The 25,591-nt window shown below is 70.1% G+C and carries 21 protein-coding genes; 6 read left to right on the top strand and 15 right to left on the bottom strand.

Annotation, left to right across the window (positions count from 1 at the left end; genetic code table 11):
- The first annotated feature begins 167 nt into the window (after window positions 1-167).
- On the top strand, window positions 168-2,807 hold the full coding sequence (locus ACFKCF_RS54025; protein WP_394504271.1) for a DUF6493 family protein: 2,640 nt from the start codon (window positions 168-170) through the stop codon (window positions 2,805-2,807).
- Window positions 2,808-3,122: 315 nt separating this feature from the next.
- Here ACFKCF_RS54025 and ACFKCF_RS54020 read toward each other — a convergent pair whose 3' ends face one another.
- Window positions 3,123-3,269, bottom strand: a complete 147-nt coding sequence (locus ACFKCF_RS54020; RefSeq protein WP_394504270.1) for a hypothetical protein — start codon at window positions 3,267-3,269, stop codon at window positions 3,123-3,125.
- Between the two features lie 116 nt (window positions 3,270-3,385).
- Between ACFKCF_RS54020 and ACFKCF_RS54015 the strand changes: the two genes are divergently transcribed.
- Complete coding sequence (locus ACFKCF_RS54015) at window positions 3,386-3,532, top strand: hypothetical protein (protein WP_394504268.1); 147 nt, start codon at window positions 3,386-3,388, stop codon at window positions 3,530-3,532.
- On the opposite strand, the gene ACFKCF_RS54010 is transcribed toward ACFKCF_RS54015, so the two are convergent.
- The 3 genes from ACFKCF_RS54010 to ACFKCF_RS54000 all read right to left on the bottom strand — a co-directional run bounded on the left by ACFKCF_RS54010 (window position 3,526) and on the right by ACFKCF_RS54000 (window position 7,193).
- Window positions 3,526-4,431: a hypothetical protein gene (locus ACFKCF_RS54010; RefSeq protein ID WP_394504266.1), complete on the bottom strand. Its 906-nt coding sequence runs from the start codon at window positions 4,429-4,431 to the stop codon at window positions 3,526-3,528. The genes ACFKCF_RS54015 and ACFKCF_RS54010 overlap by 7 nt on opposite strands.
- A gap of 708 nt (window positions 4,432-5,139) precedes the next feature.
- Window positions 5,140-5,844: an AAA family ATPase gene (locus ACFKCF_RS54005; RefSeq protein ID WP_394504264.1), complete on the bottom strand. Its 705-nt coding sequence runs from the start codon at window positions 5,842-5,844 to the stop codon at window positions 5,140-5,142.
- Window positions 5,845-5,987: 143 nt separating this feature from the next.
- Window positions 5,988-7,193: an MATE family efflux transporter gene (locus tag ACFKCF_RS54000; protein WP_394504262.1), complete on the bottom strand. Its 1,206-nt coding sequence runs from the start codon at window positions 7,191-7,193 to the stop codon at window positions 5,988-5,990.
- A gap of 337 nt (window positions 7,194-7,530) precedes the next feature.
- On the opposite strand from ACFKCF_RS54000, the gene ACFKCF_RS53995 reads away from it, so the two are divergent.
- From ACFKCF_RS53995 to ACFKCF_RS53980, 4 genes are all read left to right on the top strand, one after another.
- Entirely contained in the window at window positions 7,531-7,881 is a 351-nt protein-coding gene (locus tag ACFKCF_RS53995) for an NAD(P)-dependent oxidoreductase (RefSeq protein WP_394504316.1), read from the top strand.
- Between the two features lie 46 nt (window positions 7,882-7,927).
- Window positions 7,928-8,464, top strand: coding sequence for a hypothetical protein (locus ACFKCF_RS53990; protein WP_394504260.1), 537 nt, complete (start codon window positions 7,928-7,930; stop codon window positions 8,462-8,464).
- A 178-nt stretch (window positions 8,465-8,642) separates the two neighbouring features.
- Complete coding sequence (locus tag ACFKCF_RS53985; protein ID WP_394504258.1) at window positions 8,643-8,954, top strand: hypothetical protein; 312 nt, start codon at window positions 8,643-8,645, stop codon at window positions 8,952-8,954.
- Window positions 8,920-9,309, top strand: a complete 390-nt coding sequence (locus ACFKCF_RS53980) for a hypothetical protein (RefSeq protein WP_394504256.1) — start codon at window positions 8,920-8,922, stop codon at window positions 9,307-9,309. The genes ACFKCF_RS53985 and ACFKCF_RS53980 overlap by 35 nt, the downstream gene beginning before the upstream one ends.
- Here the strand turns inward: ACFKCF_RS53980 and ACFKCF_RS53975 are convergent, their stop codons facing one another.
- From ACFKCF_RS53975 to ACFKCF_RS53925, 11 genes are all read right to left on the bottom strand, one after another.
- Window positions 9,310-10,011: a hypothetical protein gene (locus ACFKCF_RS53975; RefSeq protein ID WP_394504255.1), complete on the bottom strand. Its 702-nt coding sequence runs from the start codon at window positions 10,009-10,011 to the stop codon at window positions 9,310-9,312.
- Window positions 10,012-10,195: 184 nt separating this feature from the next.
- Window positions 10,196-11,623 (bottom strand): aldehyde dehydrogenase family protein, encoded by a 1,428-nt coding sequence (locus tag ACFKCF_RS53970; RefSeq protein ID WP_394504253.1) that lies wholly within the window; start codon window positions 11,621-11,623, stop codon window positions 10,196-10,198.
- Between the two features lie 30 nt (window positions 11,624-11,653).
- Complete coding sequence (locus tag ACFKCF_RS53965; protein WP_394504251.1) at window positions 11,654-13,204, bottom strand: GMC family oxidoreductase; 1,551 nt, start codon at window positions 13,202-13,204, stop codon at window positions 11,654-11,656.
- Between the two features lie 24 nt (window positions 13,205-13,228).
- Entirely contained in the window at window positions 13,229-14,356 is a 1,128-nt protein-coding gene (menC, locus tag ACFKCF_RS53960) for an o-succinylbenzoate synthase (protein ID WP_225301994.1), read from the bottom strand.
- 2 nt (window positions 14,357-14,358) lie between these two features.
- On the bottom strand, window positions 14,359-15,153 hold the full coding sequence (locus ACFKCF_RS53955) for a GNAT family N-acetyltransferase (RefSeq protein WP_394504249.1): 795 nt from the start codon (window positions 15,151-15,153) through the stop codon (window positions 14,359-14,361).
- Window positions 15,150-18,194: a serine hydrolase gene (locus tag ACFKCF_RS53950; RefSeq protein WP_394504248.1), complete on the bottom strand. Its 3,045-nt coding sequence runs from the start codon at window positions 18,192-18,194 to the stop codon at window positions 15,150-15,152. The genes ACFKCF_RS53955 and ACFKCF_RS53950 overlap by 4 nt, the downstream gene beginning before the upstream one ends.
- A gap of 266 nt (window positions 18,195-18,460) precedes the next feature.
- Window positions 18,461-19,237 carry an ABC transporter ATP-binding protein gene (locus tag ACFKCF_RS53945; protein WP_394504314.1) on the bottom strand — a complete coding sequence of 259 codons (777 nt, stop codon included), beginning with the start codon at window positions 19,235-19,237 and terminating at the stop codon, window positions 18,461-18,463.
- 20 nt (window positions 19,238-19,257) lie between these two features.
- Window positions 19,258-21,117, bottom strand: coding sequence for a dipeptide/oligopeptide/nickel ABC transporter permease/ATP-binding protein (locus ACFKCF_RS53940; RefSeq protein WP_394504246.1), 1,860 nt, complete (start codon window positions 21,115-21,117; stop codon window positions 19,258-19,260).
- A 14-nt stretch (window positions 21,118-21,131) separates the two neighbouring features.
- A complete protein-coding gene (locus ACFKCF_RS53935; protein ID WP_319711848.1) occupies window positions 21,132-22,160 on the bottom strand; it encodes an ABC transporter permease in 1,029 nt (342 codons plus the stop codon).
- On the bottom strand, window positions 22,157-23,704 hold the full coding sequence (locus tag ACFKCF_RS53930) for an ABC transporter substrate-binding protein (protein ID WP_394504244.1): 1,548 nt from the start codon (window positions 23,702-23,704) through the stop codon (window positions 22,157-22,159). The genes ACFKCF_RS53935 and ACFKCF_RS53930 overlap by 4 nt, the downstream gene beginning before the upstream one ends.
- A gap of 153 nt (window positions 23,705-23,857) precedes the next feature.
- Window positions 23,858-25,486 (bottom strand): PucR family transcriptional regulator, encoded by a 1,629-nt coding sequence (locus ACFKCF_RS53925; protein WP_394504242.1) that lies wholly within the window; start codon window positions 25,484-25,486, stop codon window positions 23,858-23,860.
- Between the last annotated feature and the right edge of the window lie 105 nt (window positions 25,487-25,591).

Below are 25,591 nucleotides of genomic sequence, written 5' to 3'. Positions count from 1 at the left end.
GCCGTCCGCGACGCCTCTCACTGACCTTTGCGCCCGATCCCTTGGCGGGAAGTGCCGGCCGGATTGTCGGAGCCGGCGGTTAGGGTCCGCGTCATGATCGCTTGTTTGTGGCGGGCCTGCCGGATCGCGGCGACGGCGTACGGTGCCCGGTGGGACGAGGTGTCCGCATGAATCCCTGGCAGGAGGTCCTCGACCGCATCGAGGAGGGCGACGAGGAGGATTTGGCGGCGTTCCTGGACGGGTTGAGCGACCTGGGCCGGCGGGCGGTCGCCGTGCAGCTGCCGGGTCACCTGGCCGAGGAGCTGCGAGGCGGGTTCCAGGCGCGGCGGGAGATCGAGGGCCTGGCGCCCGGATTCCGGCTGGCGGGGGCGGCCTGCTTCACGGGGGCGCAGCAGGTGGCGGCGTGGTTGAACCGCAGGGAGCTGCGCTGGGTGCGTGACCCTGAGCGGGACGCCGAGCGGCTGGTGTTCCTGCTGCGGCGCCGCCCTGTGGAGTGGCGTCGTGACCTGGCCGTCCGGTTGGCGGAGCGGCTGCGCCCGCCCGCCGGCGGCAGGTGGCGGCGCGGCCAGGGCGTGCCCGGTTGGGACGTTGCTGCCGCGCTGATGTCGCAGACGGGCCTCGAGCCGCCGGACGATGACGCTTTCGTCGTCGGGTGGGTCTGGCGGTTGGTCCTGCGGCGGCACGCCGACGGTCGTCGCCTGGACGGCGATCCGCTGCTCGCTGCCTTGCTGCCGCGCTTGTTCCAGGCGCAGGGGGTGGCCGGCCCGCTGGCCGTGGACGAGAGCCGGGGGGTGGGCCGGAGCGTTCTGGGCGAGCTGGTCGTGCTGGCCGGCGAGGGCCGGGTGCCGCGCGGGACGTTGATCGACGGTTGCGCCGGCCGGTTCCTGGCCGGCGGCCCGGCCGAGGAGATTGCCCCGTTCGTACGGTTGTGGCGGATGTTGCGGCCGTTGGCGGAGGAGATTCCGGTCCTGGAGTTCGTCCGTCTGCTGCCGTCGGCCTCCCTGGTGCTGGCGGAGCTGGCGCTGGAGGAGCTGCAGCGGGCCGAGAGTGCGGGCCTGCTGGATGAGGAGCTGTTCGCCGAGGCCGTGGGGGCGCTGGCGTACCGGCCGGAGAAGAAGTTGCTGCAGTCGGTCGTGCGGTGGCTGGCGCGGACGCCCGCGCCGCGGGGCGGCGGCGGGGTGCCGGCGCTGGCGATCCTGTTCGACGTCGACACTCCTGCGTTGCGGGAGCGAGCGGTGCGGCTGGCGGTCAAGCTGGCCCCGCACGCGGGCGACGCCGGCCGGGAGGCGGTCCGCGAGGCCGCGGCGCGGCTGCCCGCCGGCCTGCGTGAGCGGGTGGCCGCCGGTTACGGCGCGATCGCCTCGGCGGAGCCGGAGCAGCCGGTCGCCGGGGTCCTGCGGGCGCCTGAGCTGCCCGCCCTCGCGCCGCCGTTCGCCTCCCCGGCCGAGCTGGTCGCCGAGTTGCGGGCGCTGGGCTGGTCGGAGGAGCCGCAGCGGTGTGAGCGGGTGCTGGCGGGGATCGTCGAGCTGACCCATCGTGACCGTGACGGCATGGTGGCGGCGCTGCGGCCGTGGTGGGAGGAGAGCCGGCCGCAGGCCGACGATCCGAACGTGTACGTGTTCGACCGCCATGTCCACGATCGCGGCGTCCATACGCTGCTGGCGCGTTGCGCGCTGGCGGTCGTGGCGCCGCAGGAGAGCCGGCGGCTGAGCGCGGCTGTGGCGGAGTCGTACGCCTACCACGCCTGCGGTGATTGGCCGGCCCAGCGGCTGCTCCGGCGCCGCCTGGAGGAGGTGATCGCGCTCCTGGAGGGTGGAGGGACGCTTGCCGGGCTGCTGGCGACGCCGACCGCGGCCACCGGCCATGTCGACGCCGCGTCCCTGGTGGGGCGGATGGAGCTGCTGCGGGATGCCGAGCCGCTTGCGGCCGACTTCGAGCAGGCGCTGCTGCGGCTGCCCCGGGACGTCGATCCTGAGCTGCTCGTACGGGCGGACAAGCTGCCGTCGCAGGCGGGTCGGGTGCTGGCCGCGTGGTTGCGTGACGGCGGGTGGCCCGACCCTTCCGTGGACTGCCAGGTGCGCCGGCAGGAGCGGACGGGCTACGGCCTGCGCAGCGGCTCCTACCGGCTTCTGGTGAAGGTCGTGCCGCCTGCGGGGCTGCCGGCCTGGCTGGCGGAGTTGTGGGGGTCGGAGGCGCGCTCCACCTATCTCTCCGACCGCAGCGATGCCGTGTGGTGGCCGCTGATCATGCCCTCGCACCGCGAGATCGTGGCCGGCTGGCTGGTGCGGTGCATGCCCTGGCTGTCTGCCTCGAACGATTTCAGGATGGCCGCGCTGGCGGCCCTTGCCCAGGGTGAAGGACCTGTGGGCGCCGCCACCGCGGTGGCGGTCGCGGGCGGGCTGGCGCACCGGTGGGACGCGCAGCGGGCGGCGGCGGCCGAGGCGGCGCTGACGCTGGCCGCACGCGGGCAGTTCCCTGCCGCCGAGGTCGGGTGGGCGGTCGTGGAGCTGGTCCGGCACGAGTTCGTCACGCTCAAGCGGATCACCGTGGCGCTGGACGACCTGGCGGCGGCGGGTGCGCATGCCGAGGTGTGGCGGGCGCTGGCGGTGGCGTTGCCGCTGCTGCTGCCCGGCCCCGGTGAGCGGCCGCGTGCCGGGCTGGGCGAGTTGCTGGGGGTCGCCGTGCGGGCGGCTGTTCTCGCGGGTGCGAAGGGCGAGATCTTCGGGCTGGCGGAGATGGCGGCGCGCAAGGGGTCGAGCCTGGTGCTGCACGAGGCCAGACGTCTGTACGAGGCCATCACCCCCTGACGGCTGAGCCGTGGGGGTTTGGTGAGGCGTTTACGCGGGGCGCGGCGGCGGTGGCCAGCCTGGCGGGCGGCTTTGACGGGTTCGGGCCGCATCCGGTTGATCGGGGCGGGGCTTGTGGTGGCACGGGTGCCGGAAGCGTGGTGGCCGAGGTGCGGTCGGGGCCTTGCGTTGGGTCCGCCGGCGGTGGAAGGGCTCTCTCTTCGTCGCCTGCTCCCCCACCCGCTCGGCGGCCCGGGTGTCGTCAGGGTGGCGTCCGGCCTCAGGATCACCGTCATCTCGCGGCACTTTTCGCGGGGCTTTTCGTGAGGGCGGGAGTCAGAGGGGCTCGAGGGCGTCGGCGGGAAGGGCCGGCGCCTGCCACAGCTCGTGGACAGGAGGTGACCAGTCGCTGGCGAAGGGGCCCTGCCGGGTCGCGATGAGCCCGACGACCTCGTCGCGGGCCGCGGTGACGTGCCGGTGCACCTTATCGTGGATGAGCCCGAGCCGTCTGCCGTGCAGATATTCGTCTTCGTCCTTCCGTCGGCGCCGGGACAGGTCGGGTTCGACGATCAGGTGGAGCAGGAGGACGTGGCGGCCAGGTGCTGGGGGCGGGACCCGGCCTGCTCTACACCGGCACGCTCACCGTCCTGGCCGCGGTGTCCGTGTACGGGTGGACGCCCTCGCGGCGCCGCAACGCCCTCACCCGCGGCGCGGCCGGGTCGGACGAGGACCCAGGAGGTCAATAGGTGACGCTGCCCTTGACGACGCTGATCCCGCGTTCCTTGGGGATGACGGTGTCCAGGATGCGGAGCTTGTCGTTCGCGCGGCGCCAGCGGTAGCCGCTGCCGCGGACGATCATTCCATGGTGGTATTTCTTGGGGAGGTAGCTCACGACATCGAGATGGTTGGCCCGGTCCCAGAAAAGCCCTTGGGGGAATTCGTTGATGGGGATCGTTATGGCAGGGCCGACGGGCTTGTCGGCGGTCAGGTCCCACAACCGGATGGAGACGGGTTTGCCGATGGTCTCCGAATCGATGTAGGCGACGACCGCGCCGCCCATCCGCAGGGCGCCGAACTTCGAACCGCGACGCACCACGGTCCACGTCTTGGTGGAGAAGACCTCGTCCACCTCCGGCTGGCGGACGACGGGCGGGCGGCGGGCGATGAGGTAAGCGTTGTCCGGGCTGAAGGAGATCGCCCGGTCCGGCGTGAAGGGCAGCGTGTGGACCTGCCCGGTATAGGTATCCACCACCTGGTACGACGGCCCGATGACCGCGAAGCGGCCCGCCGGGGAGAGGTGTTTCAGCGGGTTGGCGTCGGGCGACCATGTGCCCGGGACGGCGCGGATCTTTCCCGTGGTCAGGTCATGGACGACCAGGGCGCCGTCGCTCTTGCGGTAGTAGGCCACCTGGCTGCCGTGCGGCGTTGGGACGGGGAGCACCGCGTCGGCCAGGCGGATCATCCGGCCGTCGCTCAGCCTCAGCCGCCATACGGTGCAGGGCTCGCCCTCTTGCATGGGGCAGGGGTCGACGACGTAACGCGCGAAGACCTTTTTCGTGGTGAGCGCGTCAGCCGAATGCGCCACCGCCAGCGGCGAGACCGTCACGAGGGCCAGAAGTAAGGCCGTTCGGAAAAGCAGTCTCACGGCGGGCCCCCGGTCGGTCCTTTTGATGACTGGCCCGATTATTGAGGCGAACGGCCCGTGACGTCCAGGTCACCGGCACAACGGCGCCATGCCGAGCACGGGCCTGACGCCGCCCAGCAGGTGCCGCGTGAAGTACTGGTCGCCGTATGGGCTCGTCAATCCAGGCGTTGACGTCGTGGCCGAGGAGGGTGAGCCACGCCTTGCCGCCGTCGCAGTACTGGCACCGGGTGGGCGCTCGCCATGGCCGGGATGGCCGAGGTTGCCGCGCACACCGCGGGGCAGGCTGCCCTCGTCCACCTCGGCCAGGTCATCTCAGGCCCCGCATCCGGGCCATGAGCGTCAGGCACGCCGGCAACGCCACCGGCTTGACCGCCTCGTAGCGGGACAAGGTGTCGGCCTCCCCCGGAAGTCGGCGAGCTTCGGCGGCGCTATGCCGTCCGGCCAGGTGTCGGTGTCGCCGAGCGCGTCCACCTGATCCGGCCATTTCACCTGCTTGCGGAATCGCGACCGGGTGGCCTGCTGGGCGCGCTTTCTTGAGCCGGTTGAATGTCGATTCGCCATCTGGTCGCGGGTGGTGGCAGATGGCCAGGCGACCTCAGATCTCTGAGTCGGCTCTACCGCGCGATCGATCGTGCTGCGGCCGCGACGCCGGGACCGGCACGCTGACTCCGCCGAGGGCGGACATGATTGCCGGTGCCGACGGATCCGTCACTCGGCCGCTGGCCGATGTCGCTTCCGCGCCTCGGAGGCATTGCGGTGTGCAAGCGAGGGCCATCGGTCGGCGGCCCACTCCGGCCAGCTCTGCCACCCCGGTGGCGGAGCGGGGATGTCGCCGCCGCCGAGTTCGGCGGCATCTGGTGTCTGGAACTGCTTACGCCATTTGTCGATGTCCGCCTCGCTCATCGGAAATGTCGTGTGCGGTGCGGTTGCCTGGCGGTGTGCGATCCGGGCGCGTTGGACGTCCTTGTCGATGGGCAGGTACATGACTTGGCAGTCTGCCCCGGCCGATGTCGCCAGCCGGCGCAGTGCCGACCGTTCGTCGCGGCTCCAGAGCCCGAAGTCGAGCACGACGCTGGTGCCCAGGTGCAGCGCTTGCAGGGCCAGTGCGATGAGCCGTCCTTCCAGCATGTCGCGCTTGCCGTCGGGCTGCGACCCGTCGAACAGGGAGATCATCCACTCGTCCGGGGTCAGCCGCAGCGCGCGGTGCGCAGCGGCGAGTTCTTCGGCGCGGGTGGTCTTTCCGGCGCCGGGGAGCCCGACCATCAGGAAAAGCTTGGCGGGTTCGGGCTGCACGTCATGGTTCGGCATCGCTTTCGCGGTGGCTGCGTCCGGCTTGTCGGCGACAACGGCGGGGAATGCCTCGGACGTGCGAGGGAAACGATCTTGGTGCGTTGGATGGAACTGCTGCGACATGGATTTGCTCCCCGGATCACGCAGGACGATCCGGCAGCACAGCGAGACACGCGATGGGGCTGCCGGCGGGACACACCTTCGGCCCGCGCCGCGCGATCAACGTGAGCAAGCGTCCTTAACGGCAGGCCGGCTCCCGTTGTGCTTCAGCCGGTCGCGACGGCTGCCTGAGCGGCGCTGCCCCTGGCCGACAGTTTTCGTATGTGTCGTACGGCGATGAGCGGCACCGTCACGCCGATCAGGTTGCAGTACGCCACCGCGGCGTAGAAGCCATCCGCGCTGCCGACGGCGTGTGCCGCCGCCGCGCCGACCGCGACGATCAGGCCGAAGTAGATCGCGTTGAGCACGATGGCCCGGAAGCCGCCGCCGGTCTCCTCCATGACGGTCAGCGAGGCGAGCACGGGCCCCTGGACGGCGTAGCTGAGCGCCACGGCGCTCAGGTAACTGCCCGTAGCTGCGGCCACCCCGGCGTCGCCGCCTACCAGCCGCGCCAGCGGGTCATGCAGTGACCACACCAGCACCGCGATCACCACGTAGGTCACGACGGTGACCTCGATGCCACCGCGCATCGATTCACGTATTCGCCGCCATTCGCCCGCGCCGCGTTGCTGGTTGATGGTGATCGCTGTGGCTGTACCCAGGACCATGCCCGGCAGCAGCACGACGCCCTGCAGGGTGGAAGCGACCGTGAACCCGGCCACGGCGTTCTCCCCGTAGTTCCCGAGGACGCCGATGACCGCGAGGTTGTACGCCGAGAGCACGAGAAAGGACATGGCGATGGGCACACCGATGCGGCGCAGGTCGGTGAACACCTCGCGCCGCCAGATCCGGACGGCCGGCGGATGCCACAACTCGGTGCGGCGCAGCAGCACCAGGCCCATGGTCAGGCCGGTCAGACCCGCTGCCGCCTCGGCGATGGGCACCGCCGCGATCCCGATGCCGGCACCGAGCCCGAGGCCGGCCACGAGGCCGATCCTCACGCTCGCCGTCCAGATGACCAGGACGGTGGCCTGCCGCACATACCCATAGCCGCGCAGGCTGGACGCGCACAGCTCCGCCCCGACGGCCAGCAGACTCGCGGCGCTGGTCCAGCACAGGAAGGAGGCAAACGTGTCCCGCAGGCCGGCGTCCACATGAAGGAGGCCAGACAGGGAGGGAGCCGCGACCGCGAGGACCAGGTACAGGGCCGCGCCGAGCCCGAGCCAAACCCTGGCCAGGCTGGCGGCGTTCGACATGACGTCCTGGGGGCGCCCGGCCCCCTTGCTGATCGCGGCGGCGACCTGGTTGCAGACCGCGAAGCCCACACTCAGGGCAAGGACGACGAGGCTGACAGGCTGATACAGGGAACGCACATAAATGGCCTCTCCCCCCATACGCCCCAGAATGGCGATAATTCCGAGCTGGGCAGCGAAATTAAGGGACCCGGCCACAAAAAGAGGAACAGCGAGGCCGGAGATGGCTCGCCACACCCCCCTTCTTTTATGAGCGGCTAAGGAAAACATGCGGACCTCCGGGGACGCAACGGCTCGCGGCGCGAATTGACCTGTGGGACGATAGCTACATTTGTCGACAAATGTCCACATTTGAGACCGCCTACGTGTGCAGCACCCGCGCTCCCGAAGTCTGCGGCCTGTAGGGGTCCCGGTAGCAATCGCGAAAAAACAACGAACCCGTCTCTGACCTGCGTCGCTGCCCGAGACCCGGAACCTGCTGAACGCCGACCGCCTCGCGCTGCTTCCCGACCACGCCACGGTCATCAACACCGCCCGAGGCAGCCTGATCGACACCGGCGCGCTCACCGCCGAATGCGTGAGCGGGCGGCTCAGCGCGATCCTCGACGTCACCGACCCCGAACCGCTGCCGGTCGACTCACCGCTGTTCGGGCTGCCCAACGTGCAGCTCACGCCGCACATCGCCGGCGCCATGGGCACGGAGGTCCATCGCCTCGCCGAGGCCGCCCTCGACGAACTCGAGCGGTACGCCAAGGGGCTGCCTCCGGCGTACCCGATCCATATGCGCGACCTCGCCCGCATCGCATAACGCGCCCCGCAGCCGGACGAAGATCTCCGGTGGCAGAATCTCCAGGATGACAATCCCCGACACCGTCGGTCATATATGGCGCACCAGTGTCCTGTTGCAGAGCACCCGATGGACGGTACGGCACCTGGCCCGCCTGGCGGGGCCCGCCCTCATCGCGTCGCTACCGGTGGCCATCGTGGTGTACCTGGCGGCCATGCCGCTGGTCGGGGATGCGGGCGGCCTGGTCAACGGGCAGTTCGCGCTGCTGTCCGCGCTCCCTGGACCGTTGGTGGGCTGGACGGTCGCGATGGGGGTCGTCTCGATGCTCGCGCACGCCGTGGTGCTGCCCGCGGCTGTGCTGATGGCGGCGGGGCTGATGCTCGACCGCTCCGTGGCGGGCGTCCGCCGCGCTGCGGCGCGCGCCCGCCACGCTCGCGGCCGCGGCTACCGCCTGGCCGGCGATCGGCTGGCACACGCCGGGGTCGCGCTGCTCGTGGGCGTGCTGGGGGTGCCCGCGCTGGCTTCGCGTGGGCCAGGCAGGAGCGCACCAAGACGGGACCCGTCGGTGCCAGCGCCCGGCTGGCCGACGGCCGCCTGGTCCTGACCGCCTGGAACGCGGACCCCCAGGTCCGGGGCCGCCTGGGGAACGCCGTCCGGCTCGGCCTGCTGATCTGCGACGGCAACGGGTGCGTGCCCCCGGCGGGCGGCAAGCCGCTGTCCCAGCCCACCTTCGACCCGCAAGGCAGCTCCGTGGCCCTCGCCGTACGCCCGGACGGCGGCAGATGGCCGCCGAACTGGAGTCGCCCTTCGACGACAGCGGTTATCGCAGCCTGGCGGTGGCGGTCGGCGCGGACGACCGTCCGGTGGCCGCGCGGCTCAACTCCAGGAACGGCGCCCTGTCCGTGATCACCTGCGCCGACGCGGACTGCACGACGCCGCGCGTGACGACGGCCCGGGACGGCCGGGACACGGAACCTTCGTACGAGAGCCGCATGCGCGGGGGTGTGTCCATGGCCATGCGTGCCGACGGTCGCCCGGTCATCGTCCACCGCGACATGCGTGACGGGCTCGGTCAGCCTGCTCGACTGCCGTGACCGTGACTGCGCCCGGATCGACCCGGTCGCGCCGGCGGGCCTGTCCCGCGGCGCGCTTCCCACCGTGGTGACGGACGCGGCCGGGCGGACGCTGGTGGCCTACCAGGACCTCGCCGCCCACCGGATCATGCTGGCCGCCTGCTCGGACGGCCGGTGCGAGAGCGCCGCCGTGGGCAGGATCCGGTACGGCCCCGGCGCCGGCCTGGCCATGACCCTGGACGGCCAGGGCCGGCCGGTGATCGCCTGGACGGACGACAACGGGCTGCGCTACGGCAGCGAATGGGCCCTCAAGGTCACCACGGTGCTCAACGCGAGGATCCTCACCGGGCCCCGGCCGGAACCCCCGGCACGCTGATCACACCAGTCCGCAGGACCGCCAGGCGATCGGCACGCGCGGCGACCACTGCCCGCCGTCGCCGCGCACCACCACGTACGCGGTGAGCGGCGCCGCGAACGAGCTGCCACCGCACAGGACCCGCCCCGTGTCGACCGAGTAGCTGCCCGCCGGTCCGTTACCGCCCGGCTGCGCCGTGGCCCGGCCCTGCCACAGCACCCGGTCATCCGAGGCGCGCCTGACCTGGACGGCGACCTGGGTGCCCGGCGTCAGGTAGTAGCCGCGGACGCCCACGGTCTGGTACGGCCCCTCGTTGGTGGTGGAGCAGGTTTCACCGTCGCACGAGGGCCCGTTACCGGCGTGGTTGCGCTTCATCATGACGACCCAGGCGAGCCTGCGGGCCGCGCTGCCGTTGTCCTGCCGCGCCTGGGAGCGGGAACTGGGGACCACGCACCGGTAGTCACCGGTGTACGCCTCCCGCCAGACGAACCCGGTCGTGCACGCGTGCCAGACCCCGGAGGCGTTCTCCGACCGCGTCCGGTCGCGTACGGCCGGGTCCACGCAGACGTGGTCGCTGGACCGCGCGCCGCGCCAGACGTACCCGCTGGCGCAGGTGTCAGGGGCGAACGCGGTCTCGGCGCCGGCCCCCGTAACACCGAGCACCGACATCGCCAGGCATCCCGACGCGGTCATCGCCGCGAGCCTGCCGGAACGTGTGAGCATGTTCTTCCCCCGGGAGAGATCAAGGAACGGATCGCGGGCGGGCACTCCCAGCCCCGTGATCGCATCCTGTCCCGCGGCCCACCGCCGGACATGAGTAGCCCCTACTCATATTCGGCTCTCCGGAGTGGGCCCTTGCTCAGGCCGCCACGACCGGCGCGACCCCCGCCGGGAGCACGGCCCCGTACTACCCGTGGTTCGTGGACGGCGAGTAGAGCATCGACACCGGGCGGGTGGCGGCGTCGAACGACGCCGCTGCCCCGGTCGCACCCATCCCGCTGACCCCCCACGGCTCGCAGACCATGTTGACGCCACCGTGTTGCCACTCGTTGATCCACACGAGAGCGGCGTTGATCTCCCTGCAGCGCCGCAGGTTCTCGGGGGTCGAGGAATAGACCGTCGCCGCGAGTCCGAAGCTTGTGGTGTTGGCCAGGTCGATGGCTTCGGCGAAGGAGTCGACCACGGTGACGGGGGCGACCGGCCCGAAGGTCTCCTCTTTCATGATGCGCATGTCCGAGGTGACCTCGGTCAGCACCGTCGCGGGGTAGAAGTATCCGGGCCGGTCTGGTTGCCCGCCACCGCAGAGCAGCGTCGCCCCGCGGCCGACGGCTTCGTGGACGTGGTCGTGCACGATCCTCCTCTGGGTGTCGTCGACCAGTGGTCCCAGGCCCGGGGAGTAGGGGTCGTCGCTCATCGTCCAGCCTTCGGCTTCGGCCACGAGGGCGGCGATGAACTCGTCCGCGACCGCGCGGTGCACGTAGATCCGCTCCGACGACGTGCAGATCTGTCCGCTGTTGAGGAACGTCGACGTCGCGACCGCCTTGGCGGTGGCGGCCACGTCGACGTCGGCGTCGACGAGGACGGGGTCGTTCCCTCCCAGTTCCAGGATCGTTCGCTGAAGGCGCTTGGCCGCGGCGACGGCGACGCTGCGGCCCGCCTCGACAGACCCGGTGAAGTGCACCAGCTTGACCGCCTCGTGCTCGGCCAAGGGCTTGCCGGCGCGCGCGTCGCCCAGGAGAAGGTTCACCACGCCTGCCGGAAGGTCGCACAGCTCGACGAGCCGGGCCGCGGACAGCGGCGCCTTCTCCGAGGGCTTGATCACCACTGTGTTGCCGGCGGCGAGCAGGGGGCCGAGGGCTCCCAGGATCGAGGTCACCGTGAAGTTCCAGGGCACGATGAGTGCCAGCACGCCCAGCGGCTCACGGATGACCACTGTCCGTCCGGACTCGCCCGGAGCTGTGACGTCGGCGACGAACGGATAGGACCGCGCCCGCTCGATGCCGAGCCGGAACGAGGCGATTCCGCCCGCGATGAACTGCTCGGCGAGCGGGACAGGCTTGCCCATCTCCCGGTTCTCGAGTTCCGCCAGCTCGCGCACATGCCGTTCGAGGAGGTCGGCGGTGCGGCTCAGCCGGCCGAGGCGGTCCTCGAGGTCGAGCCTCGCCCAGCCCGCGTGCGCGGCCTGCGCCGACTCCACCGCCGCCGCGGCGTCGGCGGCCGATCCGGCCGGAATCAGTGCGACGACCTGTTCGGTGGCCGGGTTGACGACGCTGCGGAGTTCCGGGTCCGCGGCTTCGACCGGGGTGCCGTCGATGATGTTGCTCAGGCGCTTCATCTGCTCGTTCCTTCTGGATCGAAACCGGCTTCAGTGGAGCCTGCGGGCCATGTGCTCGCCGAACATCACGCAGGCGAGATGGGTGTTGGCGCGTGGGACGAAGGGGAAGACGGAGGCATCGACGACTCGGAGACCCTCGAAACCGAGGACCTCGCACCGGGGGTCGACGACCGTCTCCGGCGCGTTCGGATCTCCCATCCGGCACGTGCTCGTCGCGTGCTGCGTGTCGACCACGCTGGCGCGCAGGTAGTCGCGCAGTCGCCCTGGTGTGTCCAGGGCATCGCGCAGCGACGAATTGACCCGCCAGAGATCGCCGTCGGCGATCTCCGCGAAGCTGGAGTGGGCCACCAGGTCGCCGAGGAGCCTGATGCCCGCTTCCAGGCGGTCGATGTCGCGCTCGTCCGACAACATGTTCAGCGCCACCCGGGGCTGCGTGCTCGGGTCGGCGCTTCGAAGCTTCAGCGTTCCGCGCGAGTAGGTCCGGTTGACGAACACCCCGACGGCACCGGCGCCGGCGCGCACTTCGGCCGCCGCCATGGCCATCGCGTTCTGGTTGAGGGCGACCAGCATCATGTCGTTCCCGCCGGGCACGGTGCCGCTGCTGTAGCGCACGCAGCAGTTCGTGTGCCGGTCGGCGGGGCCGGCCGAGGCCGCTTCGGTGAGCGGGATGCCGATCAGGGCCATCGGATGGTCCTGGAGCCCACGGCCCACCGGCAGATCGGCACGGACCTCGATGCCCAGCCGTCGGAGGTCATCGGCGGGGCCGATGCCCGAGCGCATGAGGATCGAGGGCGAGGCCGTGGCGCCCGCGCTGAGCGCGACCTGGTTCGCGTGGAAGGCCGATCCGTTGGCCAGCCGGACGCCGACTGCCCGAGCACGTTCGAAGAGAACCACGTCGACCAGGCTGTCGCCGCGGATGGTGAGGCCCGGGTTGTCGCGACGTGGCTCCAGGTAGGCGTCGTGGCACGAGACCCGTCGACGGTCGATCGAGTTGATGGGGTAGGGAGAGACGCCGGTCGCGCCGGGTGCGTTGACGTCCGGGGCCCACCCGAAACCCGAGGCGAGCGCTGCCGCGCGGAGCGCCTGGTCGACCGAGCCCCACGTGTCGACCGGGGCCCGGTAGACGGGGATCGGGCCGGCGGTGCCGTGGTAGTCCTCGTCGCCGAAGCCGGCGTCGGACTCCAGGGCGACGAAGTCCGCCATGACCTCCGCGGACGACCATCCGGTGCAACCGGAGGCCGCCCACTCGTCGAAGTCCTCGATGGGCGGCCGGATCGCGATCTGCCCGTTCACCGTCGAGCTTCCGCCGAGGCCCTTGCCTCGCCAGTACAGGTAGGGCTCCTGGGCCTCGGTCCTGGTGGCCAGATGCCCGTCCCACAAGAACGCGTTGTAGTCGGAGTTCAGGATCGCGTTCAACGGATTCGGCGACCTCCATGCCTCCGGAAGCTGCGAGGCCGCGTAGTCCCGGCCGGCCTCGAGCAGCAGCACCCGCTGTCCCGCGTCGGCGAGCCGTGCCGCGAGTGCCGAGCCGGACGAGCCCGCTCCGACGACGATGGTGTCGTAGCTGCCTGCTGATCCCATCTGGCCTGATCCTTGGTCTCGTCGCTAGGCGGTGAGGTCGAGCGTGTGAACGGTCATCTCGCCGAGTGCCGCGGGAAGGGGTTCGACGCCGAACCCGGGTCCGCCGGGGATCGACACCGCGCCGTCCTTCATGACGATCGGCTCGGTGATGTCCTGGGCGTAGAACCGATCCGAGCCCGAGATGTCGCCGGGCAGCGTGAAGCCCGGGAGCCCGGCCAGCGCCGCGTTGGCGGCTCGGCCGATGCCGGTTTCGAGCATGCCGCCGCACCAGACCGCGACGCCGTGCGCCAGCGCGAGGTCGTGGATGCGTGCCGCCTCGAGGTATCCCCCCACTCTTCCAGGCTTGATGTTGATGACACTCGCCGCCCCCAGCGCGATCGCGTCGGCGGCCGACCGCGCGTCAACGATCGACTCGTCCAGGCAGATCGGCGTGGTGAGCAGGCCCGCGAGCAGAGCGTGTTGCCGCAGGTCCTCCTCGCCCAGCGGCTGTTCGATCAGCAGCAGATCGAAGGGGTCGAGTCTGCGCAGCCGCTGGGCATCGGAGAGACGGTAGGCGGTGTTCGCGTCAACCTGCAGCGCGATGTCGCCGAACCGCTCGCGCACCGCCTTGACCGGCTCGAGGTCCCACCCGGGCTGGATCTTGAGTTTGATGCGCGCGTAGCCCTGGTCGACGAAGTCGGCCACCCGGCCGAGCAGGTCGGGAATCGACTTCTCGATGCCGACGCTGACCCCCGAGGGCACCGAGACGCGGGTCACACCGAGCTGCGCTGCGAACGACATGTTCCGAAGCCGCAGCTGGGCATCCAGGATCGCCATCTCCAGAGCGCCCTTGGCCATGCGGTGGCCGACCACGTGCTCAAGTGCCGCGCCGACCGTCGATGCCGACACGGCGTGACCCGCGGCCTGCCACTCGAACAGCGCGGGCACGAGGAATCGCCGCAGGACCTCTCGTGCTCCCTCAAGGTATTCCGGCGAGTAGAACGGCTCGGCGAGGGCGACGCACTCACCCCACCCTGTCACGGTGCCGCCGTGGTCTGAGGCCGTGACCCGGATCAGGAGCGGAAGGCGCTCCGTCTGGGTGGAGAACGAGGTGGTGAACGGGTGGATCAGCGGCATCCGGACCGTGATGAGCTCGACACGCTCGATGTGCATTCTCAGGTGCTCCTCGTGAGGCAGTAGTGACCCCGGCGGTCGAAATCGACGACGACCCAGCCTTCTTCCAGCAGCCCACCCAGCGCCCGTCGTAGCGCGAGCCGCCATGAGATCGCGAGCTCGGGTTCGTGGCGCCGTAGAGCCTCGATGTCCGAGGGGATCTCCACGACGCATCGGGTCAGCGACTCCGCCCGGCCGAGGTCGAGCTGGGGTCGCCGGTCCACGGACCTCAGCACGGCGGGGCCGTGCTTCTTCTCGGCTCGTGAGGGCGCCGTGGCCTGCCCGATGTGCCAGGCCACCATGATCCGGTCGCTGTGCTGGCCCTGGTTGAGCCCGTCACCCATCGGTCCGTAGAAGTCGGGCAGGTAGACCTCGACCTCACAGCCGAGCTTGTGGAGGTTGAAGTACGCGTTCCGGGCCACCAGGGGGTCATAGGTCCACGTCACGCGAGTGACACCGCGGGCCAGGCACCAGTCGCGCTGGTGGTGCTTGAGGGCTCTGCCCCATCCTGTCCCCGCCGCGTCTGGTCGCACGCCGGCGATGTGGGAGTGCAGGGCATTCTCCCGGGGCGGGTAGAAGAACCCGACGCAGACCGCCATGAGCTCATGGCCGCGGAAACCACCGGCGACGTAGTTGCCCGCGTGCGCGAACGCCGTGAGGAGCTCCGGGCTGACATGCGACTGGGTGTTTTCGACCTTCCAGATCTGCGCCACGAGCTCGGAGGCGGCAGACATCTCCTCCGGGCGGTGAAGCAGCCGCAACTCCATGGAGGTCGAGCTCGGCGCCTGGGTCGTCATGAGCACTCCTGCCGCAGGAAGCGGCTTCCGTTGTAGACGCCGCCGGCGACGGGCCGGAACTGCTTCTCCCCCGCGAGCTCAGCGGTGGTGTAGGCGTAGCAGCCCGGGATGTTCGAGGCATGCAGCGCGACGAACTCCGGCTCTGCTGCCGTGCCGTCGCGCAGATGCCCCTTCCGCTCCCACAGTGTCAGTCTGAGACCGTCCGCGTCGGGGGCCACCTCCGCGCGATAGCCGGCGCACTCCCAGGCGCCCTCCAGCGGTTCGGGCGGACGTGTCATGTCGGCCCGGACCCGGACCGGGGGCAGACTGCCGTCGATCGACGACGTGACGTCCGCGAACAGCTCGTAGAAGAGACCATCCGGTTGACCACCGCTGGTCAGCAACGCCACCGCGTAGTTCGTACCGGGGATCAAGCGCAGGTATGAACGTTGGCCGATCGTGCCGCCGTCATGGCCGTATACGAAGGTTCCCCGCCAGTCCTCGAGGAACCAGCCCAGTCCCCAGCCTTGGACGGTGGCGACGCTCTGTCTCAGATCGACATGCTCGATGGTCATCAGGCGAGCGCTGCCGGCTGACAGCAGACGAACGCCTTCCCGGGTCACCCCTCCGCGCAGTGACATCTCCGCGAACGTCAGCAGGTCGCCGACGCTCGCCACGATCAGGCCCGCGGGTCCCATGGATCGGGTGATCGACCACTGGGGCACCGGGGCCGACTCGTCGCCGAAGCCGGCGTGGCCGGTCGCCGTGGCGAACCTGGGTGCGTCCTCGCTCAGGGTGATGGTGTGCCGCAGGCCCATCGGCTTGATCAAATAGTGGAGCAGCGCCTCGTCCCACGTCATGTCGCGGAGCACCTCGACGATGCGGCCCGCGACGACGAAGCCGGCATTGCAGTAGGAGAATCTCTCTCCAAGCGGGTGGATGTGGGAGACGGCGGCGAGGTGCTCCACGTACCGCGCGACGCAGTCGTCTCCCCTCCCGGTGTCGGTGAAGACGTCCCCGTCGATGCCGCTGGTGTGGTTGAGCAACGCCCGTACCGTCACCGAGGGCGACTCGTCATCGGCCAGCCTGAAGTCCGGCAGGATTTCGCGCACGGGAGCGTCGAGATCGAGCAGCCCCTCGTCGACGAGCTGCATGACGAGCATCGTCGTCCAGACCTTCGTGATCGACCCGATCTGAAAGACGGCGTCGTCGATGACGGGTTCCCGGGTCGAGACGTTCAGGACCCCGGAGCTGACCGTGATGCGGTCGAAGACCGTTCCGCTCCGATCGAGCTGCACGATGCCGAGTTGCGCCCCGACGACTCCGTGCCGTTCTCGGAGGAGGTCCAGACGGCGGCGCCAGTAGTGCTCCCCACGTGGGGCCGGCGACAGCGCGGCCGGCCGTGCGGCGGCGCGGGTGTGCAGCTCGACCCATTCCACGACCCGGGCGTGGTAGTCGACGCGGTGATCGACCTCGCCGTCGGCGATGAAGAGGTGGCTGCCTCCTGGATAGACCACCAGGCGAGTCGGCACACCCTGGATCCGCAGTGCCGAGAACCACTGCTGCGCCTGTCCGATCGGGCAGGTGTTGTCGTTCTCGCCGTGCAGCACGAGCGTGGGTGTCTTCACCTGCTCGACGCGTGCGATCGGAGAGCTCTCGATGAGCCGGACCACGTCTGTCGGCGCGGCACCTGCGGTCGCCGAGGCGAAAAAGCCTTCCGGCAGCAGTCGCTGACCGGCGATGGAGGCGAAGTCGCAGATCAGGCCGCCGGCCACCGCGGCCGCGAACCGGTCGGTGTGGGCGGTGAGGGCACAGGTCGCGACGCCGCCGTAGCTATAGCCGGCGACAGCGAGTCGCTCGGGGTCGGCGATCCCCTCGGCGATCAACTGGTCGATCGGCTCGATGAAGTCCGCCAGATCAGCTCGTCCCCAGCCGCCGTCGACGGCTCGGTAGAACTCCTCGCCGTACCCGTCGGATCCACGGGGGTTGAGCGTGAGGACACGCCACCCGCGTGCGGCGAGGAGCTGTTGGTACAGATGGATCTCGTCGGCCACACCGGCCCAGGCGTTGTGCGGCCCACCGTGGATGTCGAGCAGGAGCGGAGCGGTTCCGGTCGTGTCCGGTGCCGCCATCAGCCACCCGTGGACGACGACGCCATCGCTGATCGTGAACTGTCGTGGCTCCGGTCGACAGAGCTGGACCCCGGGGAGGCTCTCTTCCATCAGCGAGGTGAGGACCTCGACTTCGCCGGTGGCGAGGTCGACGATCGCGACCTCGGCGAACGACTCAGGAGTGGTCAGGACGATCGCGGCACGGGGTGCCTCGGCGGCCACCGAGAGCGCGGAGACGACCTGATGCGGCTCCGCGACGATCGGCCTGCCCTCTCCGCCATCCGGACCGACCCCGTACAGATGGGTCCAGCCACGGTCACGCAGGCAGAAGACGATCTCGCTGCCGTCGTGGCTTTGCGCCGGGTGGCCACCTGGGTAGCCCGTCGCGCCCGGCAGCACATTGCGGTCCAGCCCAGCCGTGATGTCGGTGTCGGGCCTGCCGTCGCCATACAGCCGGAGAAGCCGGGCATGACCTGCCACCATCGCGGGTGATCCCACGGCGAGCAGCGACGCGCCGTCGCGAGCCCACATGACCGGACCGGTCACTCCTGTGGCCTGTCCGAGCACCTGCACCGGAGCGAGCGGGTCGTCGACCTCGACCGCGTAGGCGCGGCGTTCGAGCTCGACGTCCGCGCGGTGGGCCATGGAGGCCGTGAATGCGAGGCGGTCGCCGTCGGGCGACCATGCCGGGCCGTCCGCGTCGTAGTCGCCGTCGGTGACCTGTCTGATCTGCCTGGATCCCAGGTCCATCACGAAGATCTGGCGGCGGACACTGCCGATCCAGCCGATCTCGTCCGCCTTCTGGTCGAGCGTGTCGATGACGATGGGCGCAGCGGCGTCGCCGGGCGCGCGGTTCACGGGTGCGGAGAACGCGACCCGGCGACCGTCCCGGCTGACGGCCGCGGCCCCGGCCCCCAGCGGCAGCTCGGTCAACCGCGTCGGCTCACCCATGTGCGGCAGGAGATGCAACTGCGGGAATCCGTCGACATCGCGCAGGAACATGATCCCCGTTGGGACGATGCGAGGTGCTCGATCCGTCGGCCCGTGGGTCAGCGGCTGTGGCTGAGAGTCGCGGGAAACCGCCCACAGCGAGGTCTCCGTGCGGTGCTCTGCCGCCTGGCGCCGCGTGAAGACGACCGTTCTTCCATCCGCCGTGATCGCAGTCTCGGGAACGGTGACGACCTGACGGACGTCATCGAGACTGAACAGGCGAGAGTTCATAGAGTGGTTCCTTTGCCGAAAAGAGGGGTGCCGATCCGGGGGACGGCACGGACCAGCTCACGTGTGTAGGGATGTTCGGGGTGGTCGATCACCTCGGTCGCCGATCCGACCTCGACGACCTCCCCGTCCTTCATGACTGCGACGTCGTCGCACAGCTGCCTGACCACAGCGAGGTTGTGGCTGATGAAGAGAACCGTCAGATCGAGGTCCCGCTGGACGCGCATCAGCAGATTCAGCACGGTCCCCTGCACCGAGACGTCCAGCGCCGAAGTGATCTCGTCAGCGAGCAGCACCCGGGGCTCGGCGGCCAGCGCCCGCGCGATCGCGACGCGTTGACGTTGACCCCCCGACAACTGCATGGGCAGATCGCCGGCACGGGCCGGGTCGAGCTCGACCATCTCGAGAAGTGCGGCCACCTCGCCGCGCCGGTGAGCGCGATCGCGTCGCGTGGATCTTCCGCGTACGGCAAGCGCCTCCTCGATCGAGGCGCCGATGGACATCCTTGGGTTCAGGCAGGAGTTGGCGTCCTGGAAGATCAGCTGCACGGTGCGGCGAACGGACGCGGCGCTCCCCCGGGCACCGACGACATCGGTGCCGTCGACCAGGATACGGCCCGTATGCGCCTCGTGCAGGCCGACGACGGCGCGAGCCAGCGTCGACTTGCCCGAACCTGACTCGCCCACCAGCCCCACCGTCCGGCCGCTCGGCACGTGGAGACTCACCCCACGGACCGCCTGGTGGGCGGCGGGTCCGTGCCCGTACCTGACTCCCACGTTCTCGAAGGCGAGGTCGCTCACACCGACCCCTCCCTTACGGCGTCGAGGGGAAACTCGGCACCCTCGGTGATCGTGGCGAACTCGGTGCCCGGGACGGCGTCCATGTGCGGCACCGCCGCCACCAGCGCCCGGGTGTAGGGATGCGCCGCGCGTCCGCTCGCGAGATCCTCGGTGCTCAGGCTCTCCACGATGGCTCCCCGGTACATGACCAGGACCCGCGTGCAGAATGACGAGACCAGCGAAATGTCGTGCGAGACGAACATGACGGCCGTCCCATGCTCACGGTTCACCCTCCGCAAGAGCGCCAGGACCTCCCGCTGCACCGTGACGTCGAGGGCCGTTGTCGGCTCGTCGGCTATGACCAGCGCCGGTTCGCCCATGAGCCCCATCGCGATCGTGGCTCGTTGCCGCATGCCACCCGAGAACTCGTGGGGATACTGGCGGGCGCGGCGAGCCGGGTCGGAGAGCCGTACCGCGGCAAGCCGGTCGACCGCACGCCGGCGTGCCTCGCGCCGGCTGAGGCCGCCGTGCAGCAGACCGACCTCCGCGACCTGCGTACCGACGTGAAGGGCGGGGTTGAGCGAGGTCGAGGGATCTTGGAAGACGAACGCCAGCCGCGTACCGAGCTGTCGGGCCAGCGACTTGGAACGCGGTCTGCCGGGCACCTTGCCCCTGACGACCAGTTCCGTGCCGTCGAACTGGACCGATGACGCCGCCACGTGAAGTGGCTCTTCCAGGAGTGACGCGACCGCCATGCAGGTCAGTGACTTCCCCGAGCCCGACTCACCGACGATGCCGACGATCTCCCCTCGATCGATGTCGAAGCTGACGCCACGAACCGGCGTCGCCCATCCATCCCCCCGGGGCGCCTCCACGCGCAGGCCGCGTACGCGGAGCACGGGGTCGGCCGCGACCTGCGGGACCGGTGATGCCGCCGTCGAGCCGGTGGTCTTCCGCCGCCGGCGGCGGCCGGAGGGCCGGTGCAGCCCGAATGCCCGGGCGAGCACCTCGCCGGCGAGCGCGAACGTCACGCCGGCGAACACGATGGCGGCGCCCAGCCCCAGAGACGGAGCGGGGTTCACGTAGATGGCTCCCATGCTCTCGTTCAGCATGCGGCCCCAGTCGTAGTCGGGCGCCTGTACGCCGAGGCCCAGGAAGGACAGCCCCGTCGCCGCGACCAGCGCGGTGCCGGCGCCGATGCTGGCGTTGACGATGAGCGGGTCTCGCACGTTGGGCAGGACGTGCCGTACCAGGATCCGCGCTCGGCTGACGCCGAGGATGCGAGCGGCGGCCACGAAGTCGCGCCCGGTCACCGACGCACCGAGGGTCTGAGTGAGCCGGGCGTAGGACGGCGCCATGGCCAGGCCGATCGCCAGTGTGACACTGGTGGCGCCCACACCGAGGGTGATCGACACGACGATGGCGAGCAGGAGAGCCGGAAAGGCGAGTGCCACGCCGATGGCGCTGTTGACCAACCGCCCCAGCCGCCGGGGCGCGATCGTCGGCAGCAGGCCGATGACCACACCGACGAACACGCCGAGGGCGGCCGACAGGACGGCGGTGACGATCGAGAGCCGGGTCGCGGTCAGCACCCGCGCGAGAACGTCCCGGCCACCCGCGTCGGTGCCGAGGAGGTGGTCCGCGCTGGGCTTCGCGGACAGTTGGGTCAGATCGGCCTGCCGCGCGGCCTCGCCCCACAGCACCGGTCCGAACACCGCGAAGAACGCGACCACCATCAGGGCGGCCAGCGCGCCGATGCCGAGGGGAGAACGCAGGACGGTCAGGAACCTGCGGCGAGACGAGACCGCCATGGGCATCGGCTCGCCCGCCGCCGTCGCGGCGGCCGGCCCCGCCAGCGCGGAGTCGGGAGTGGACATGCTTGTCACCGCCATCACGTGTCTTTCAGCGCTGAACGCGGGTCAAGGCAGACCAGGACGATGTCGATCAAGAGGTTGGAAACGAGGACGATCAAGCCGTAGACGATGACGATCCCCTGCGCGAGCGGAAAGTCCTTGCTCCGCACCGCGTCCACGATCGTGAGCCCGAGTCCGGGCCACGAAAAGATGGTCTCGATCAGCACCGTGCCCGCGACGAGGGAGCCGAGCACGATTCCGGCGACGGTGAGCGAGGAGGTCACCAGGTTCGGCAGAGCGTGGCGGAAGTACAGGCGCCACCTCGACATGCGCTTCGCCCGCGCCGTCCGGATGTAGTCCTGCTCGAACACGGTGAGCGCCTCGACCCGGACGATCCTCGAGACGCCCGCGGCGACCGCGATCGACAGTGCCAGGACGGGCAGCACGTACGAGCTCGGATCGGTTCGGCCCGCCACGGGCAGCAGGTGGCTCTGAACGGCGAAGAAGTACACCAGAGCGACTCCCATGAGGAACTCGGGGATGACGGCGAACAGGCCGCTCGCCGAGGTGTAGGCCAGGTCGACGGTGGGTCTGCGGCCGCCTCGGGTGAGCGCGGCGACGACGATGCCGAGCGGGATCGACACCAGGAGCACCAGCGCCAGCGACAGGAACGCGAGTTCCAGGGTCGCCGGCAGGCGCTGCTCGATGATCGTGGTCACCGGCAGGTGAAGGGAGAAAGAGTCTCCGAGATCCCACGTGAGCAGCCCCTTCCAGAAGTTCAGGTACTGCGTCCACAGCGGGTCGTTCAGTCCCAGGCTTTCGCGTTGTGCCTCCACGACCGCGGCCGTCGCGTTGATTCCGAGGGCATTGCGGACCGGGTCTCCTGGGATCAGCCGGACCATCAGGAAGACGACGGTCACCAGGGTGACCACCGAATACGCGAGCCGCACCAGCCGCCGCACGATGAAGGCCCCCAGTCGCCCACCTCTGCCCCGGAACGTTCCGGTCGCGGAATCCGGTCCCGCCCCGGTTCCCGTCAGCAGGGTGACGGTCGGTTCCGTGGTCACTTCAGCACGCGGATCGCGGAGCCGCCGATGGGCAGGTAGAGCGCCGTCGCGCCATTGAAGTACATCTTGTACGGCGTGACGGACACCGGTATGAGGTCAGCGCTTGTCATCAGGGTCTTCTCCGCCTCGGCCCAGGCCTCGCAGGCATCGTCACCGGTCCGGCCGGCGGCCGCGGCGACGCTGCGGTTGTAGTCCTTGTTGTCGATGGAGGCGAAGTTTGTCCCCGCAGGGGCGGCAGGTCCGGAGAGGTACTGCGGGAAGATGGCCGGTGTGCCCGTCTGGAGGTTGAGCCCCAGCGATGCCGTCCAGCCCGACGGGTCTTTGGCCGCGAAGGTCCGGCTGATGATGTAGTTCTCGTCACCACCGTCGAGTTTCACGGCTGCGCCCGCGGTCTCCCACTGCTTCGCGACGTATTCCGCGGCGGCGCTGCCCGTGTCCGTGGAGTTGTCGTAGACAAGTGTGATGTCGACCGGCTTGCCCACCGCGCGCAGGGCCTGGCCGGCGGCGTCCGGGTCGTGGGAAGGCAGGTTGCCCTGGACGGTGTCGTAGGCGCACCGGCTCGGGTGTACGGAGAGCAGCGATTTCGCCCGCTCGCCCTTGCCGCCGGTCAGAATCTTCGTGAGGGTGTCGAGGTCGATCGCCTGGGTCAGTGCGCGCCGTACGGCGGCCTCAGCGGTCGGGAGACCTTGATGGTGGTTGTAGACGATCATTCCGGACATGGCCGGCGTCGGCTGCGACTTGAGAGCGGCGAGGCGTTCCTCGTCCTTGCCGCTCACTATGGCCGCGTTGAGTTGACCGGACAGCAGCAGGTTCGCTCTGGTCGACGGGCTCGGCACGATCTTGGTCGTCACGGTCTTCGGCATCCCCGGCGTGTTCGAGGTGCTGTTCTTGGAGCCCCACGTGTAGCCCTCTCGGCGGGTCATCGTGATCGAGTCTCCGGCCACGACGCGATCGATGGCGAACGGGCCGGTGCCGTCGCTCCCCGCGGAGAGGCTCTTGGGGTCCTTCAGGCCGCGCTCGCACACCAGCTGCTGCGCGCCGATGTCGTACAGCATGAAGGGCCGCGGCTTGGAGGTGGTGACGGTGAGAACGTTCCCCTTCGCGCTCGCCTTGGCATCTGCCGGCACGACGGATTCCAGGCGCGGCGACTTGTTGGCGGGGTCGACGATCCAGTTGAGGTTGTCAGCGGCGGTCTGCGCGGTGAACGGCGTGCCGTCGGCGCAGGTGATGGCGTCGTTCAGGGTGTAGGTGACCTTGGTCGGGCTTTCGGTCCAGCCCTCCGCCAGGAAGGGCGCGGGCTTGGCCGTCTCGGGGTCGAGGAAGATCAGCGTGTCGTAGGAGTACATTCCGACGATCTGCGCGTTGACGAGGTTGGTGACGAGCGGATTCAGGTCGCCTGGGTCGGAGTCGATCGCGAACGCGAACGTGCCGTCCGTCGCGAAGCCCGCCTGGCCCCCGTCCGAGCCCGAGCCCGAGCCGCCGCAAGCCGCAAGAGCCGGCAGAGCGATGAGGAGGGCTGCGAAAGCAGCGGCGCGTCGATTCATGGCAGGCCCGCCTTAAGGTCCGAGTCGGGGTGTGACGTCGAACACCAAGACTCACCCGCCTGGTCGCAGAGGCGCATCGTACGTCCGCCTGATCTGCGTGCGCGGACCTTGGACGATCGACCAACCCGGGACCGGCTGATGCGGTCCCGGTCGCTACGCGGGAGGCCGCGGCGATCGCCGACCGGGGCCGAGGCGGAGTTGCAGCATCAGAGCGAATCGTTCGTCGGGGTCGGCCAGATCCACGCCGCCGATCGTCTCGATCCGGCCGAGCCGGTATCGGAACGTGTTCTTGTGCACGTGGACGGCTCGTGCCGCGGCGGCGACGTCCCCGAAGTGCTCGAGCCAGCTCTGGAGTGTCGGCACCAGCTGGGTGTCGTGTTCGGTGTCGTAGTCCTCCAGGTCGGCGAGCGGGCCGGTCAGTTCGATGCGGTCGGCTGCCATCAGGTCGCCGAGGCGGAGCAGGAGGAACTCGATCGCCACGTCCGCCAGTGACGCGACGCGTCTGCCCGCGCGCGGATTGGAGCTCAGCACCCGCATCGCGGCATCGGCATCGCGCCGGGATGAGCCGAGTTCGCTGACGTCCTCGACGATGCCGCCGAGTCCGGCGCAGAACTCGGTGGTGGTGTCCAGACGGGCGATGAACTCGGCGGCCAGGTCCTTCATGGCGGCCAGCGCCGGGGCGGCCGCGGCACGCACGGGGACGACGGCGTAGACCGCGCCGCCGAGTTGGGCGACGATGGCACGCGGATAGGTGGGCCTGAGGTGCGTCCGAAATGCGGAGGCCGTTCGCTGGATGTCGGCCGCCGTGCGGACCTCGTCGTCGGACTGCAGCGGCCCCAGGACCAGGACGCAGGCCGGCGACGAACCGAAGGCCAGCTGCTGCGCGGCTTCGTGCGCGCCGGTCCCTCCCTCAAGGAGCATGGACAGCAGGGCCACTCCGAGTCGTTGGGAGGCATCGGCGCTGACGCGGGCACGCAGCATCTCGAGCGCGATCACCCGTGCTGCCTCGATCATGGCGGCTTCCCGCTCGGGGGTGAGCGGCCCTGCCACGGCGGCCCAGATGGAGCCGAGAAGCTCATTGCCCGCCTGGACCCTCATCGCCGCCCGAGGACGGGTGCCGGGGGCGGGGTTCTGCATGAACACCGGTCGCTCCGAGGCGTACACGCGGCGGAACATGCCCTGTTCTCTCTGGTATTCGCTGTAGATCTGCGGCACCTGGAGGCCGAGGATCGTCAGGCGGCGCGGCTCGTCGGCGCCGGCCTGGTCGGCCGAGAAGGCGACCACCCGCGACGACAGATCCTCGATGGTGACCGGGGCGTCGAGGAGAGCCGACAGCGAGTTCGCCAGGGCGAACAGGTCTCGGTCCGCATCGCCGCCGACAGCGGGCGCCCCATCGGCACCGAGATGCAGAGCGCCGCTCAGCAACGTCGCCACCTGGATCCACGATGCGCCCTGCACCAAGCCGAAGACGGACACCTTGCCGCGCTCCGCCTCGCGGGCGACCTCCTCGTCGACGGCCAGCGGCTCCCGGACCACGAGGGCCGTGGCCCCGGCTTCGCCCAGCGCTCTGACCAGGGTGACCAAGCTGTCGTCAGCCGCCACGCCGACGCCCAGCACCACTGCGTCCGCCGGGACGTCGGGTTGGTCCAGAGGATCGTGAAGGATGACGGTCGTCACGGCACGAGCCGGCTGACGTGGCCCCGCCTTGATGGTCAGCAGCGTCGAGCCGAGCCGCTCGACCACCCGCCCCAGGTCCGCTGGACTGCTCGTACCGCCTTGCATTGTGTGATCGTACATCTGTGTCCGATTTGATTCGGTCGATCGACCCAGTGTTGGCGCGAAAGCCTCGACAACAATGGGGGTGACGCGTGGCACCGACGAAGGAGC

This window comes from Nonomuraea sp. JJY05 (assembly GCF_043496855.1).
Lineage (GTDB): Bacteria > Actinomycetota > Actinomycetes > Streptosporangiales > Streptosporangiaceae > Nonomuraea.
Note: the sequence above shows the minus strand (reverse complement) of the source record. Positions and strands in the feature narration are given on the sequence as shown.

Bases quoted from the DNA above. Each gene is read 5' to 3' on its own strand.
- ACFKCF_RS54005 (WP_394504264.1), bottom strand. From the start codon at position 5,844: ATGTCGCAGCAGTTCCATCCAACGCACCAAGATCGTTTCCCTCGCACG.
- ACFKCF_RS53990 (WP_394504260.1), top strand. From the start codon at position 7,928: ATGACAATCCCCGACACCGTCGGTCATATATGGCGCACCAGTGTCCTG.
- ACFKCF_RS53955 (WP_394504249.1), bottom strand. From the start codon at position 15,153: ATGACGACCCAGGCGCCGAGCTCGACCTCCATGGAGTTGCGGCTGCTT.
- menC (WP_225301994.1), bottom strand. From the start codon at position 14,356: ATGCACATCGAGCGTGTCGAGCTCATCACGGTCCGGATGCCGCTGATC.
- ACFKCF_RS53930 (WP_394504244.1), bottom strand. From the start codon at position 23,704: ATGAATCGACGCGCCGCTGCTTTCGCAGCCCTCCTCATCGCTCTGCCG.
- ACFKCF_RS53970 (WP_394504253.1), bottom strand. From the start codon at position 11,623: ATGAAGCGCCTGAGCAACATCATCGACGGCACCCCGGTCGAAGCCGCG.
- ACFKCF_RS53950 (WP_394504248.1), bottom strand. From the start codon at position 18,194: ATGGGTGAGCCGACGCGGTTGACCGAGCTGCCGCTGGGGGCCGGGGCC.
- ACFKCF_RS53975 (WP_394504255.1), bottom strand. From the start codon at position 10,011: ATGCTCACACGTTCCGGCAGGCTCGCGGCGATGACCGCGTCGGGATGC.
- ACFKCF_RS53940 (WP_394504246.1), bottom strand. From the start codon at position 21,117: ATGTCCACTCCCGACTCCGCGCTGGCGGGGCCGGCCGCCGCGACGGCG.
- ACFKCF_RS53985 (WP_394504258.1), top strand. From the start codon at position 8,643: ATGGCCGCCGAACTGGAGTCGCCCTTCGACGACAGCGGTTATCGCAGC.
- ACFKCF_RS53965 (WP_394504251.1), bottom strand. From the start codon at position 13,204: ATGGGATCAGCAGGCAGCTACGACACCATCGTCGTCGGAGCGGGCTCG.
- ACFKCF_RS53925 (WP_394504242.1), bottom strand. From the start codon at position 25,486: ATGCAAGGCGGTACGAGCAGTCCAGCGGACCTGGGGCGGGTGGTCGAG.
- ACFKCF_RS54025 (WP_394504271.1), top strand. From the start codon at position 168: ATGAATCCCTGGCAGGAGGTCCTCGACCGCATCGAGGAGGGCGACGAG.